General features: G+C 45.7%; 11 protein-coding genes and 1 pseudogene. 8 read left to right on the top strand and 4 right to left on the bottom strand.

Features of this window, described 5'->3' with window-relative positions; translation table 11 throughout:
• The first annotated feature begins 6 nt into the window (after positions 1-6).
• Positions 7-717 (top strand): EcsC family protein, encoded by a 711-nt coding sequence (locus NYE49_RS05515; RefSeq protein WP_047182363.1) that lies wholly within the window; start codon positions 7-9, stop codon positions 715-717.
• Positions 718-734: 17 nt separating this feature from the next.
• Here NYE49_RS05515 and sndC read toward each other — a convergent pair whose 3' ends face one another.
• The 4 genes and pseudogenes from sndC to hmoB all read right to left on the bottom strand — a co-directional run bounded on the left by sndC (position 735) and on the right by hmoB (position 4,316).
• Complete coding sequence (sndC, locus tag NYE49_RS05520; RefSeq protein ID WP_047182364.1) at positions 735-1,925, bottom strand: N-acetyl amino acid acetylase SndC; 1,191 nt, start codon at positions 1,923-1,925, stop codon at positions 735-737.
• Positions 1,926-1,996: 71 nt separating this feature from the next.
• Entirely contained in the window at positions 1,997-3,388 is a 1,392-nt protein-coding gene (locus tag NYE49_RS05525) for a hypothetical protein (RefSeq protein ID WP_174616545.1), read from the bottom strand.
• Between the two features lie 65 nt (positions 3,389-3,453).
• Positions 3,454-3,771, bottom strand: a pseudogene (locus NYE49_RS05530) (hypothetical protein).
• A gap of 44 nt (positions 3,772-3,815) precedes the next feature.
• Entirely contained in the window at positions 3,816-4,316 is a 501-nt protein-coding gene (gene hmoB / locus NYE49_RS05535) for a heme-degrading oxygenase HmoB (protein ID WP_015483033.1), read from the bottom strand.
• Positions 4,317-4,437: 121 nt separating this feature from the next.
• Here hmoB and NYE49_RS05540 point away from each other — a divergent pair, with 121 nt between their 5' ends.
• The 7 genes from NYE49_RS05540 (at position 4,438) to NYE49_RS05570 (ending at position 14,583) form a co-directional block, all read left to right on the top strand.
• Positions 4,438-6,582, top strand: coding sequence for a transglycosylase domain-containing protein (locus tag NYE49_RS05540; RefSeq protein WP_047182366.1), 2,145 nt, complete (start codon positions 4,438-4,440; stop codon positions 6,580-6,582).
• A 121-nt stretch (positions 6,583-6,703) separates the two neighbouring features.
• The gene (hemE, locus tag NYE49_RS05545; RefSeq protein WP_047182367.1) at positions 6,704-7,765 is read left to right on the top strand and encodes a uroporphyrinogen decarboxylase; all 1,062 of its coding nucleotides are present in this window, start codon (positions 6,704-6,706) and stop codon (positions 7,763-7,765) included.
• A gap of 71 nt (positions 7,766-7,836) precedes the next feature.
• Entirely contained in the window at positions 7,837-8,769 is a 933-nt protein-coding gene (gene hemH / locus NYE49_RS05550; RefSeq protein WP_047182368.1) for a ferrochelatase, read from the top strand.
• Between the two features lie 14 nt (positions 8,770-8,783).
• Positions 8,784-10,196 carry a protoporphyrinogen oxidase gene (gene hemY, locus NYE49_RS05555; RefSeq protein WP_047182369.1) on the top strand — a complete coding sequence of 471 codons (1,413 nt, stop codon included), beginning with the start codon at positions 8,784-8,786 and terminating at the stop codon, positions 10,194-10,196.
• 145 nt (positions 10,197-10,341) lie between these two features.
• Complete coding sequence (locus NYE49_RS05560) at positions 10,342-10,917, top strand: TetR/AcrR family transcriptional regulator (protein ID WP_014479348.1); 576 nt, start codon at positions 10,342-10,344, stop codon at positions 10,915-10,917.
• 70 nt (positions 10,918-10,987) lie between these two features.
• Positions 10,988-13,315, top strand: a complete 2,328-nt coding sequence (locus NYE49_RS05565) for a YhgE/Pip domain-containing protein (protein ID WP_047182370.1) — start codon at positions 10,988-10,990, stop codon at positions 13,313-13,315.
• Positions 13,316-13,432: 117 nt separating this feature from the next.
• A protein-coding gene (locus NYE49_RS05570; protein ID WP_342410955.1) for an IS3 family transposase occupies positions 13,433-14,583 on the top strand; the annotation gives its coding sequence in 2 pieces (ribosomal slippage) (positions 13,433-13,706 and positions 13,706-14,583; 1,152 coding nt in all).
• Positions 14,584-14,612 lie beyond the last annotated feature (29 nt).

Below are 14,612 nucleotides of genomic sequence, written 5' to 3' on the forward strand. Positions count from 1 at the left end.
AATCAAATGACAGATAATCAGCTGCTGATGCAGGAAGCTTTGCAATGGAAAATGCATTTTTTGCGAAAGGGTTCCATGTTTGAACGCTTTTCGAAGCGTGTGCAGACGAAGGTGAATGAACGGATTCCTGAAAAAATCCATACGGTCGTCACCGAGAGTGTGAAAAAAATGGTAGAAGCGACAATGGCCGGCTCCAATATCATCACTTATAAAAAGGATACAAGCGCACTGTCGCTCAGTGAAAAAAACGAATTGGCGAAAAAAACGATTGTTTCTTATCAGAAAGTGGCAGCTGCTGAGGGAGTCGGCACCGGAGCGGGCGGCATTTTTTTAGGCATTGCTGATTTTCCGCTGCTGCTTTCAATTAAGATGAAGTGTTTATTTACCTTGTCTTCCATTTACGGCTTTGATGTCAAGGATGCACAAGAAAGGATGTTTTTGCTGCTCGTATTTCAGCTTGCATTTTCGAGTGACGATGGCCGTAAATCGCTTTTTTCTGTCATCGAAAATTGGGAGACGGAGAAAAAGAGCATCGACTGGAGAGTGTTCCAGCAGGAATATCGCGATTATATCGACGTCGTGAAGCTTTTTCAGCTTTTGCCGGGCGTAGGAGCGGCAGTCGGCGGAATTGCCAATTATAAGCTGCTTGCTCAGCTTGGAGAAACGGCAAGACATGTTTTTCATCTGAGGATATTAAAGGAAACAGCCGGAGAATAAACACTCCGGCTGTTTTTTTATAGCTGATGATAGGTGATCGCAGCGCCGGCAAGGACCTTGGCCGCTGTCAGCATTGCTTTTTCGTTGATATCAAATTTCGGATGGTGGTGGGAAAAGACTCGCTCTGGCTGTTCAGGAGCGGCACCTGTAAAGAAAAAAGTGCCTTTCACGTTTTGTAAGTAATAAGCAAAATCCTCGCCGCCCATTTGCGGTTCACCGTCAATGACCTGCTGAACGCCCTCGGTATTCTTTGCGGTGCTCACCAAGTGGCTCGTTTCGGCAGGATGGTTCACAACCGCCGGATAACCCTGTTCATAGGTGTACTCATAGGACGCGCCGTGCATGCTGCATATTCCTTTTACAACCGCTTCAATTTCTTTCTCCAGAATGTCCCGGACATTTTCATCAAAAGAACGCGCTGTGCCGATGAGTACTGCTTGGTCTGCGATGACATTAAACGGATTGTCAGCGATGAAGGAGCCTGTCGAAATGACGGCGGATTGAATCGGATTGACTTTGCGGCTGACAATGTGCTGCAAAGAGGAAACGATTTGCGAACCGATCAGGACGGCGTCTTTTGTATCATGCGGATGAGCGCCGTGGCCGCCCTTTCCGAAAACTTTAATCGTAAATCGGTCCGCCGCCGCCATTACGGCGCCGGGGCGGCAGAGAATAGTTCCGAGCGGCTCAGTTGCCCAAAGATGAGTGCCGAATATCACATCCGCGTTTTCGAGGCAGCCGTCATCGATCATTGGCTTTGCGCCTCCCGGATAATATTCTTCTGCATGCTGGTGGATCATCACAAATGTTCCCTTCAGTTCATGTCTGTTTTGGTGAAGGACCTTGGCCACTGCGAGAAGAGCTGCGGTGTGGCCGTCGTGGCCGCATGCATGCATGACACCAGGCACTTTGGAGGCGTAAGGGACATCTTTTTCATCTTGAATGGGGAGAGCGTCAAAGTCGGCCCTCAAAGCGACTGTAGGGCCGGATTCGCTTCCTTCTATATATGCTAAAACCCCTCTGCCGCCAACGTTTGTGCGGATTGGGACTCCTAACGATTCATAATAGGAAGCAATAAATGCGGCGGTTTTTTCTTCTTGAAATGAAAGCTCAGGATACATATGAAAATGGCGCCTGATCTCAACCATTTCTTCAAAACAGCCGTCGAGCTGTTTGTTTATCTCTTTCTGCAGTGTGGATATGGACAAAGCCGCTTCCCCCTTTTCTATGTTTTCCATGATTGTATAGAAAAAGTCTGAATATTTCAACTCATGCTGTTTTAAAGCATCATCACAGCTGCGAGGGTTGTCACCAAAAGGCCAATCGCGACGGGAATGAAGTTTTTTCTGGCAAGCTCAAAAGGATCAACTTTGCAAATGGCCGCCGCGGGAATCAACGCCCATGGGACCAGTGTTCCTCCGCCCACCCAGATGGCAGAGATTTGTCCGAGCGCGGTCAGAATGGCGGGATCGGCATGGAGAGCGGACGAAAAGAGCTTTGCGATGGAGCCGGCGAGAGAAATGCCAGAAAATCCTGAGCCGTCAAGGCCTGTTATGGCTCCAGCGGCAGTTAATGCAGCGGCGGCAAGCTCCTTTGACATAGGCATCATATGGGATAAAGCAATGCCAAGATCGTTGACAATGCCGTGGGAACCTTTAGGGAGTGAAGTGCCCAGTATGCTCTCATAGCCTGAGTCGCCAAGATAAAAGAAAGCGGCAATCGGGATGACGGGGCCGAAAACCTTAAAACCAAACTTAAATCCGTCAATAAAATAGCCGGTGATTTTTTCAAGCCCTTGATGCTTATACACGAAAAAATGAACGGTAAGGAGGATACAGATTGCAGACCCGCCAATTAACGCGGTGGCATCATTTCCTTGTAGGTTAAACAAGAGCATGCAGGCGATATCTGCAAGAAAGGCAAGCGGAATCAAAAAAGCCAGTATGGACCGCAGGCGTTTTGGCAAGTACAGCGAGTTGTCTTGTTCGCCGGAAAGAACGGGGGAAAAAGAAGCGGGATGCTCCTGTTTTTTGCGTTCGCGCTGAATCATGATAAAGGCAGCGGTTGTTGTGGTCACACCCATAATCAGCACAAGCGGAATGCTGGCCGAGACGACATCACCGACTGGAATGCCTGCTGCATCCGCAGTCAGCTTTGGCGCCGCCTGAATGACAAAGTCTCCTGACAGGGCAAAACCGTGTCCGAATAAGTTCATGGCCATGGCCGCGGCAAGAGGCGTCAAACCGGCACGTGCGGCTGCGGGGAGCAGGACGGCGCCGATTAAAGCGACACCCGGAGAAGGCCAGAAGAAGAGAGAAATGGCGAACATCAGGCCTCCAATCAGCCAATAGGCAGTCACAGGCCCTCTCACAAGGCTTGCAAAGGGAGAAATCATCGCTTCATTTATCCCTGTTTTTGTTAACAAATCACTCATCGAAACGATAAAGCAAATGATGAAAATCGTGGGCAGCAGTTCGCCGGCCGCATAGATAAAGCTGTGGAATAAACTGCTGACAGAAGCTGAAAGTGAATGGCTGGCCCATAGCGATATGATAAAAATGCCGAATAGAGAAATAAATGTCGTGTCTTTTCTCAGCAGCATAAATAGGATAATTGCACCGATAAAAAACACATACAGAACATGGACAGACAAAATCCCGACTTCCATCATCGATCACTCCTTCCGCTTACAGATTATTCATAGGCGGGCGGAAGGTGCCGGGACAGAGGGGAGGGTTATGATGGAAGATGAACATTGATTTGTTTCAGCTGCTCAATCAGATGATGCCTTAATACTCTATTCGCTTTTTGCTGATGTTTTGGGAAGCATTCAGGAGAAAAAATGATGCACAATTCAGCAAGCCAGTTTTTTCTATAGGCGATGATGCTTTCCGATGGCTCTACATATGAACCATCCTCGTGCTGCATCTCGTACTCATCAAATCCGAACTGAAAACCGCAGCACGGGCAGATTTCATGAGAATGATTGCCTTCATGATCATATGGCGGTTCAGCCAATCCCTTAAACCCGCAGACTGGGCAAGTATGCTTCATTTTGCTTTCCTCCCAATAAAATAAGCTGCCGGACATGCCGGCAGCTATTCGACAGCGAAATATGTGGTGACATAGGAAGGCCGGGAGAAGATGGACGTTGTGTCAATTCCGGCAGATGTATCGCGTTTTTTGTGGGCTTCTTTGTAAGAACCGGACTGCTGCCAGTCTTGAAAGGCGCTTTCCGTTTCCCACAAGGTCAGAATGACATAGGTGTCACTGTCAAGCGGACGGAGCACTCGAATGGCTTCAAAGCCAGGCTCGTTTTCGACTTTTCCCGCTCTGTTTTTAAATCTGTTTTCAAACAGCGGACGCCCTTCCTGAGTGACGGCAATATTGTTCAATACTGCAAAACCGGGATGCATAATCTCTCCGACTTGGTCAATGACTTCATAAGCGTGTGGTGCCTGGAAAACGGTATCTCCGTTTGTTTCATGAATCAAAATGGCGTTTTCCTGCCCCTGCATCAAAAGGATATTTTCTGAGGGATGCTTCTCTACGATCGTTTTTAAAAAATCGGCTGTCCCATATGTAATATAAACCTTCATATCAGCCACCTCCTGCTTGCTAGTATATCAAAACAATGGTATAAGTTTCTATTGGCGAGTGCTTCGAACATAATTCCAAACAATTTTTCCCATACTACCTTTAGAAAGGCGAGGTGAGTTCATGTTTAAGATAAAGAAAAAGAAACTTTTTATACCTATCATTATTTTAGTGTTAACTGCTTTTCTCGCTTTAATAGGATATATTTCAATTATTTTTCTCGGCCATTATGTCATAGATGAAAAAAAGCTTATTCTTCATGCTTCTTCAAAAATTGTTGATCAAAACGGAGATGAGGTTGCAAGCCTGTATACAGAAAATCGCGAGCCGGTCTCGATCAATGAGATTCCAAAGCAGGTCAGAGAAGCGTTTATCGCTGTTGAGGATAAAAGGTTCTATGAGCATCACGGCATTGATGCAAAATCTGTCGGAAGGGCAGTGTATCGCGATATATTAGCAGGCGGAAAGGTGGAAGGCGGAAGCACGATCACCCAGCAGCTTGCCAAAAATATTTTTCTGACACATGACAAAACATTTCTAAGAAAAACAAAAGAAGTGATCATTGCGATCAATCTTGAACGGGATTACAGCAAGGACAAGCTGCTTGAAATGTATTTGAACCAGCTTTACTTCGGACACGGGGTCTACGGCATACAAGCGGCGTCCCACTATTATTTTAATAAAGAAGTAAAAGATTTGACTGTATCTGAAGGCGCTGTTTTGGCCGCTATTCCGAAGGCGCCTTCTACGTACTCTCCGATTTTGCACCCTGATAAAAATAAGGAGCGGCGTGATACAATTCTAGGTATGATGAATGACCAAGGCTATATCAGTGCGAAAGAGGCTGTCACCGCACAGGGCCGAACGCTTGGACTGCACGTGAAGAAACAGTCGGAAACACCTTGGTTTGACAGCTACATTGACCTTGTGATCAAAGAGGCGGAAGACAAGTATTCCATTTCCGGAGAGCAGCTTCTTCAAGGCGGATACACGATCAAGGTGCCGCTCGATTCGAAGCTGCAGAAGACGGCTTACCAGGTGATGAAAGAGGGAAGCTATTATCCCGGAACAGATCAGAATGCCGAGGGAAGCGCGGTCTTTATTAATAACAAGACAGGCGGTGTAGAAGCGGCCATCGGCGGAAGGGATTACACATCCAAAGGATATAACCGTGTCACAGCTGTCCGCCAGCCGGGTTCCACATTTAAGCCGCTTGCCGTATACGGACCGGCGATGCAGGAAAAGAAATTTAAGCCATATTCTCTATTGAAGGATGACTTGCAGTCCTACGGAGATTATACGCCGAAAAACTACGACAGCCGGTATGAGGGCGAAGTCACTATGTCTGACGCCATTACGTACAGCAAAAACGCGCCGGCTGTCTGGACGCTGAATGAGATCGGCGTCGAAACAGGAAAATCTTATTTGAAAGCAAATGGCATTGATATCCCTGATGAAGGCCTTGCTCTTGCTCTAGGCGGCTTGGAAAAAGGCGTTTCGCCGCTCCAGCTTGCCGGCGCGTTTCATACATTTGCCGCGAATGGAACGTATACTGAACCCTTCTTTATCTCGAGCATAATAGATGAAGACGGAGAAACAATAGCCGATCATAAAGAGGAAGGAAAGCGGGTTTTCAGCAAGCAGACGTCTTGGAATATGACGAGAATGCTGCAGCAGGTAGTCAAAAAGGGAACGGCCACGTCCGGCACCTATCACGGGGACCTGGCGGGAAAAACAGGTTCTACATCTTATACAGGCGTCTCCGGCGCGACAAAGGACGCCTGGTTTGCAGGCTATACGCCGAAAATAACCGGGGCAGTCTGGATGGGCTATGACAAAACGGATCAAAGCCATTATTTGAAAGCCGGGAGCTCATACCCGACGCGGCTGTTTAAGGATATTTTGACACAGGCAGGAGAAACCGGTTATGTGTTCACAAAGCCTAAAAACGTTAAAGAACTGGAAAGCCCGATTGAGCTGAAGCCGGTCAAAACACTCACAGCCGATTACACATTTAAAGCAGCGGGGCTCTTTACTATTGAATTAAAGTGGGACGCTCAAGAGGATGATCGGGCCGTATACAGAATTTATGTAAACAAGGACGGCAAGGAGACGCTTCTTGATTCGGTTGAAGGGAAGGGAAGCTATGAAATTCCTTATGCCAACTTATTTTCGGGCGCGTCTTATAAAATTGTGCCTTATAATACACAGACAAAAAGAGAAGGGGAAGGAACCGATTACGTTCAGCCAAAATTGTTTTCCTCTTAATGGAATTCGGCGATTTTTTGAACTTTGAGCTACATTTCTATACCATTTGCCTAAAACAAGGTATAGTGTAATAAGTCAAGAAATACGAACGTATGGTTGCCGTATGAAAGGTGGAAATCAGATGAGTAAACGAGAAACGTTTAACGAGACGTTTTTAAAAGCTGCGCGGGGAGAAAAAGCGGATCACACGCCTGTGTGGTATATGAGGCAAGCAGGGCGCTCACAGCCGGAATACCGCAAGCTGAAGGAAAAGTACGGATTGTTTGAGATCACCCATCAGCCCGAACTTTGTGCGTATGTCACAAGACTGCCGGTTGAGCAATACGGAGTCGATGCTGCAATCCTTTATAAAGATATCATGACGCCGCTGCCGTCAATTGGTGTGGATGTTGAAATCAAAAACGGGATCGGTCCTGTGATTGATCAGCCAATCCTGTCTCTGGCGGACATTGAAAAACTCGGCCAAATTGATCCGAAACAGGACGTGCCGTACGTGCTTGAGACAATTAAACTGCTTGTCAATGAGCAGCTGAACGTCCCGCTCATCGGTTTCTCAGGTGCGCCTTTTACGCTTGCAAGCTATATGATCGAAGGCGGCCCGTCGAAAAACTACAATAAAACAAAAGCCTTCATGTACAGCATGCCGGATGCATGGAATCTGCTGATGTCCAAGCTTGCCGACATGATCATCGTGTACGTGAAAGCGCAGATTGAGGCAGGCGCAAAAGCGATTCAAATCTTTGATTCGTGGGTCGGCGCATTGAATCAGGCAGATTACAGAACATACATCAAACCCGTAATGAACCGGATTTTTTCAGAGCTCGCAAAGGAGAATGTGCCGCTGATCATGTTTGGCGTTGGCGCAAGCCATCTTGCAGGTGATTGGCATGACCTTCCTCTCGATGTTGTCGGGCTTGACTGGAGACTCGGCATTGATGAAGCCAGATCAAAAGGAATTACTAAAACAGTGCAGGGCAACCTGGACCCGTCCATTTTGCTTGCGCCATGGGAAGTCATTGAGAAGAAAACAAAGGAAATACTTGATCAGGGTATGAAATCAGACGGCTTCATTTTCAATCTTGGCCATGGGGTATTTCCTGACGTCAGTCCCGAGGTTTTGAAAAAACTGACAGCATTTGTCCATGAATATTCACAAAACAAAAAAATGGGTCAATATTCCTAAGCATATCTTTTGGTATCTTAATGATATCCTGTCAAAATGTTTGTATCAGATCATTAAAGAGGGTGTAAACAGTGAGTAGAAAGAAAATGGGGCTTCTCGTGATGGCGTACGGCACGCCTTATAAGGAAGAAGATATTGAACGTTATTATACACATATCAGAAGAGGCAGAAAGCCTGAACCTGAAATGCTTCAAGATTTGAAAGACAGATACGAAGCGATTGGCGGCATTTCACCGCTTGCCAAAATCACAGAAGAGCAGGCGCATAATCTGGAACAGCACTTGAATGAAATTCAGGATGAGATTACGTTTAAAGCGTATATCGGACTGAAGCATATCGAGCCGTTTATTGAAGACGCCGTAGCAGAGATGCATAAGGATGGCATTACAGAAGCAGTCAGCATCGTGCTGGCGCCACATTTCTCCACGTTCAGCGTTCAGTCCTACAACAAACGTGCCAAAGAAGAGGCTGAAAAACTCGGCGGCTTAACGATTACGTCAGTTGAAAGCTGGTACGATGAACCGAAGTTCGTGACATATTGGGTTGACCGAGTGAAGGAAACATATGCGTCAATGCCTGAGGATGAAAGAGAAAACGCAATGCTTATCGTATCCGCACACAGCCTGCCAGAAAAAATCAAAGAATTTGGAGACCCGTACCCGGACCAGCTGCATGAATCGGCGAAATTGATTGCTGAAGGCGCAGGCGTTTCCGAATATGCTGTCGGCTGGCAAAGTGAAGGGAACACGCCTGATCCTTGGCTCGGACCCGATGTTCAGGATTTAACACGTGATTTATTCGAACAAAAAGGCTATCAAGCATTTGTATATGTTCCTGTTGGATTTGTCGCGGATCACTTAGAAGTGCTTTATGATAATGATTATGAATGCAAAGTGGTTACTGACGATATCGGCGCAAGCTATTACCGGCCGGAAATGCCAAATGCCAAGCCTGAATTTATTGATGCTTTGGCAACAGTCGTATTAAAAAAATTAGGATGTTAAAGAAGGCGATGAACATGAGTGACGGCAAAAAACATGTAGTCATCATCGGCGGCGGCATTACCGGTTTAGCCGCCGCCTTCTATATGGAAAAAGAAATCAAAGAAAAGAATCTGCCGCTTGAGCTGACACTTGTTGAGGCAAGTCCGAGAGTCGGCGGGAAAATCCAGACTGTCAAGAAAGACGGCTATATCATCGAAAGAGGGCCAGACTCATTTCTGGAACGAAAGAAAAGCGCCCCGCAGCTTGTTAAAGACTTAGGTCTTGAGCATTTGCTTGTCAACAATGCGACTGGACAATCCTATGTGCTTGTAAACCGCACCCTGCATCCAATGCCGAAGGGCGCTGTAATGGGGATACCGACAAAAATTGCGCCGTTTGTTTCTACGGGTCTGTTTTCCTTGTCCGGGAAGGCGAGAGCTGCTATGGATTTCATCCTGCCTGCAAGCAAAACAAAGGATGATCAGTCATTGGGAGAATTCTTCCGCAGACGTGTCGGAGATGAAGTGGTCGAGAACTTAATCGAGCCGCTTCTCTCAGGGATCTACGCAGGCGACATTGACAAGCTCAGCCTGATGTCGACATTCCCGCAATTTTACCAGACGGAACAAAAACATAGAAGCCTGATTCTCGGCATGAAAAAAACAAGGCCTCAAGGCTCAGGCCAGCAGCTGACGGCAAAAAAACAAGGGCAGTTCCAGACTCTGTCAACCGGTTTGCAGACCCTCGTAGAAGAGATCGAAAAGCAGTTAGAGTTGACGAAGGTGTATAAAGGCACAAAAGTGACCAAACTCAGCCATAGCGGCTCTGGCTATTCGCTCGAACTGGATAACGGCGTCACACTTGATGCTGATTCAGTAATTGTGACTGCTCCGCATAAAGCGGCTGCGGGAATGCTTTCTGAGCTTCCTGCCATTTCTCATTTGAAAAATATGCACTCCACATCCGTGGCAAACGTCGCTTTAGGTTTCCCTGAAGGCTCCGTCCAAATGGAGCATGAGGGCACGGGTTTTGTCATTTCAAGAAACAGTGACTTTGCGATCACAGCCTGTACGTGGACGAATAAAAAATGGCCGCACGCAGCGCCGGAAGGCAAAACGCTGCTTCGGGCATATGTCGGAAAAGCCGGAGACGAATCCATTGTCGATCTATCAGATAATGACATTATCAACATTGTGTTAGAAGACTTAAAGAAAGTCATGAACATAAACGGCGAGGCGGAAATGACATGTGTCACCCGATGGCATGAAAGCATGCCGCAGTACCATGTCGGCCATAAGCAGCGTATCAAGGAGCTGCGTGAAGCACTTGCATCTGCGTATCCGGGTGTTTATATGACAGGCGCTTCTTTCGAAGGTGTCGGCATTCCCGACTGCATTGATCAAGGAAAAGCTGCCGTGTCTGACGCGCTTACCTATTTATTCAGCTAAAACCTCCGCTTTATCGCGGAGGTTTTTTGATGTGCAATGGCAATATTGTGTAAAAAAATGATTGAATTGAACGGAAGGTTATGATACATTTGCATATGTACTTAATGACTAAAATGTTCAAACGGTCAGTTTCGAGGTGAATACAATGTCAATAGATCGAAAAAAGCTCATTTTGGAGGCGGCTACAAAGTCTTTCACGCAGTTCGGGTATAAAGCGACGACAATGGATCTTGTCGCAAAACTTGCGAACGTGGGGAAGGGAACCATTTATACTTTTTTCAAAAACAAAGAAGAGCTGTTTGACGAGATTTTCACTACTTTATTAAAGGAAATGAAGCAAAAAGCGGATGAAGCGATGGAGCCGAACCTTCCGTTCCATGAAAATGTGCACAGAGCGCTGTTTGCCATTCTGGAGTTCAGGAAAACACATCAGCTGACGATTAAAATTTTCCAAGAGAATGCCGAGATTGGTACAATGGCTGTTCAGGAAGTGATCCAGAAAATGGAGCGAGCCATACTGTCTTATATCAAAAGTAAGATTGAAGACGGGATCAAAAGCGGCGCAATCAAGCCGTGCGACCCTGAGCTGACAGCCTTTGTGATGCTGAAGCTTTATATCGCGCTCATTTTTGACTGGGAAAAACAACACCCCCCGCTTGATAAAGAGACAATTGCGGGACTGCTTGAATTGTATGTTGTCAAAGGATTGTCAGCGAACTAGATAATCCTTTCTCTTTGCAAGAAAATGACCATTTTTCATGATGAGTCAGTTTTAGAATGGAGGCATCAGGATGAACACAATACGAAGTCAGTGGAAAGACATCGTAACAAGTAAAAAATTATTGATTCCCATCATTGCCATTTTGTTTGTCCCGCTTATTTACAGCGGCGTATTCTTAAAGGCTTATTGGGACCCGTACGGCACAGTTGACCAGCTGCCTGTCGTTGTCGTCAACCAAGACAAGGGAGCAACGTATGAAGGAGAAAAACTTCAAATCGGTGATGATCTGGTCAAAGAATTAAAGGATAATAACAACTTTGATTGGCATTTTTCCAATGATCTCGACCAATCGTTAAAGGACTTATTGAATCAAAAATATTATTTAGTTGTCGAGATTCCTGAGGATTTTTCTAAGAATGCCAGCACTGTATTAGACAAAAATCCGAAAAAATTGGATCTGAAATACCACACAAATGCAGGTTCTAACTATGTAGGGGCAACGATCGGCGAAAAAGCGATTGATAAACTGAAAGCCTCTGTTTCAAAAGAAGTAACCGAGCAATATACGAAAGTTATCTTTGATAACTTTAAAGATATCGCAAAAGGTTTGAGCGACGCGAGCAGCGGCGCGAAAAAAATTGATGACGGCACAAAGGATGCGAAAAACGGAAGCGCCCAGCTGAAAGAAAATCTGGCGAAGCTGAAGGAAAGCACCGCTACCATCAGTGACAAAACAGCGCAGCTTGCAGATGGAGCGGCTCAGGTGACGAGCGGCATCCAATCACTTGACAGCTCGCTCGGTAAATTCCAAGACAGCAGCAACCAGATTTATGATAAATCTGGTCAGCTTGCAGCAGGATCAGGCAAGATAACGGGCAAGCTAAATGAACTGAATGCCGGCCTTCAAAAGGTGCAGCAGGGCTTGCCTAATCTGACAAACGGGCTGGATCAGCTCAACAGTAAAGCGCAAGAAGAGTCGGAAAAAGCAGCAAAAGCGGAAAAACTCATAAATACGCTCGATTTAACACAGCTTGAAACAGCTGTGAACAATCTGGAAAAGTCAGAAACAGCGATGAAGGAATTTAAAAAACAGCTGTCTGACTTTGAAAACAGCTTAAAAAACCGTGATCAGGCATTCAAAAATCTCATCAACTCGAGTGATTTCTTAACAGCGGAGCAAAAAAGCCAGTTGATCAATTCTGTTGAAAAGCAGCTTCCGAAAGTTGATGCGCCTGATTTTGATGAAATTTTAAGTGGGCTTCCTTCAGCTGATCAGCTGCCTGACATCGCAACGATAAAAAGCTCATTGGAAGATGTGAAAGCGGAGGTTGCCCAGGTGAAGGCATTGCCGGAAGCTACCTCTAAGCTTTATAACGGCGCAAAAGCCACTCAAGATGCGATTGACAAATTAACTGCTGGATCTGAGAAGATATACAATGGTTCACAGCAGCTGACAGAAAACCAAAATAAACTGACAGCGGGCATCGGTGAATATAATAAGCAGTTCGCAAAAGCAAAAGCGGGCTCAGAGCAATTGGTGACAGGAAGCAGCCAAGTATCCGGCGGATTGTTTAAGCTGTTAGACGGGTCTAAACAGGTCCAAAGCGGATCATCAAAACTTGCAGACGGATCTGCATCACTTGATACAGGTTTAGGCAAGCTATTGGACGGCACAGGAGAGCTGTCTAGTAAGCTGAAGGATGCGGCTGACCAAACAGGAGATATCGATGCTGATGATCAAACATATGGCATGTTTGCGGATCCGGTTAAAACCAAAGATGATGCCATTCATTCCGTTCCTAACTATGGAACAGGGCTGACACCTTATATCCTGTCAATGGGCTTGTATGTCGGCGGCATCATGCTGACGGTTGTCTTCCCGCTGAAGGAAGCGTCAGGACGTCCGAGAAACGGTTTTGAGTGGTTCTTCAGCAAATTCAATGTCATGATGCTTGTAGGAATCATTCAATCATTGATTGTGGCGACGGTTCTTCTATTGGGAATTGGTCTCGAGGTAGAGAGCACGTGGAGATTTTACGTGTTTACGATCATTACGAGTCTCGCTTTCCTGGCGATGATTCAATTTTTGGCTACCACGATGGGCAACCCGGGGCGATTTATCGCAGTCATTATTTTAGTGCTGCAGCTGGGAGCGAGCGGAGGAACCTTCCCGCTTGAATTGCTTCCGAATTTCTATCAGGTCATCCACGGCGCATTGCCGATGACCTACAGCATTAACGGATTCAGAGCAGTCATTTCAAACGGTGACTTTGGCTACATGTGGCAGATGGCCGGCGTCTTAATCGGCATCGCCCTCGTCATGATTGCACTAAGCATTACTTACTTTACAATGTTAAGCCGGAAGGAAGAATCATCAGAAGAACAGCCGGCTTCATAAAGAAAAAGAACTTGTTTCCTTGGGGGACTGACCCCATAAGATGAGACAAATAAAAACACCTTCAAGTTTGAAAACGGATGATTGTTATCCGAAATTAGACTTGGAGGTGTTTTTTCTATGGGGACAAGAGTGAGTTATCCGGTTGAAGTTAAACAGAAGGCTGTAGAAATGAGATTGGCAGGCGTGCCTATGAAAGAGATCATGCAGAAATTGAATATTAAGAATAAGACACAGGTTCAGACATGGGTTAGATGGCATAAGGCTGGGGATACACATCGATTCGAACAGCCTGTTGGAAAGCAATACACTTACGGAAAAGGTCCGGAGTATTCTTCCGAATTAGAGAAACTGCAGGCAGAGAATCGTTATCTGAGACAACAGAATGAAGTTTTAAAAAAGTACAACGAATTGGAAAGGAAGTTGATAGCGAAACGTCAGTCGAACTTGTAGAAGTATTGCACAGCACAATGACCGTGCAGGATATCTGTGTTCATTTAGGTATCTCACGTGCGTCTTATTATCGTTGGAAGAAGAATCTGACGAAAGATCATCCCAAGCGCCATTTGGAAAAACAAATCGGCACGTTGTGCCGAGAGCACAAGTATCGATATGGATATCGGAAAATCACAGCCATATTAAAAAAGGGAATGTGTATCAACCATAAAACGGTTCAACGTATTATGCAGGAAAATCAGTGGCAGTGCCGAGTTAAGGTGAAAAAGCGTAAGAAGAATGGGCAGCCATATGCCGTAGTCGATAATATATTGGATCGGAACTTTCAGTCTGATCGCCCTCTTGAAAAACTAGTAACGGACATCACTTATTTGCCTTATGGACAGAAACAATTGTACCTTTCCAGTATATTGGATTTATACAATGGAGAAGTGATTGCTTTTACGATTGGAGATAAACAGGACACAGATTTTGTTCTAAATACACTTGATCAGCTGCCAACACTTCCCGAGAACTGCGTGTTATATAGTGACCAAGGATCTGTGTATACATCTTACGAGTATCAGAAAGCTGTTAAAACAAAAGGCATTACCATGAGCATGTCCCGCAAAGGGACGCCCGCTGATAATGCCACCATCGAATCGTTTCATTCCTCATTAAAGTCTGAAACGTTCTATCTGAACAGCATTGATCGTACTACGACCGCCATCGTAGAACGCACTGTCACAGAATACATTCATTATTATAACAATATTCGTATTCAAACGAAACTAAACAACCAATCACCGATAAACTATCGGCAATTGGCTGTTTAAAAGGTGTTTTGATCCCTGTCTCAAAAACG

Origin of the sequence: Bacillus sp. FSL L8-0358 (assembly GCF_038593095.1) — a bacterium.
GTDB classification, from domain to species: Bacteria; Bacillota; Bacilli; order Bacillales; family Bacillaceae; genus Bacillus; species Bacillus subtilis.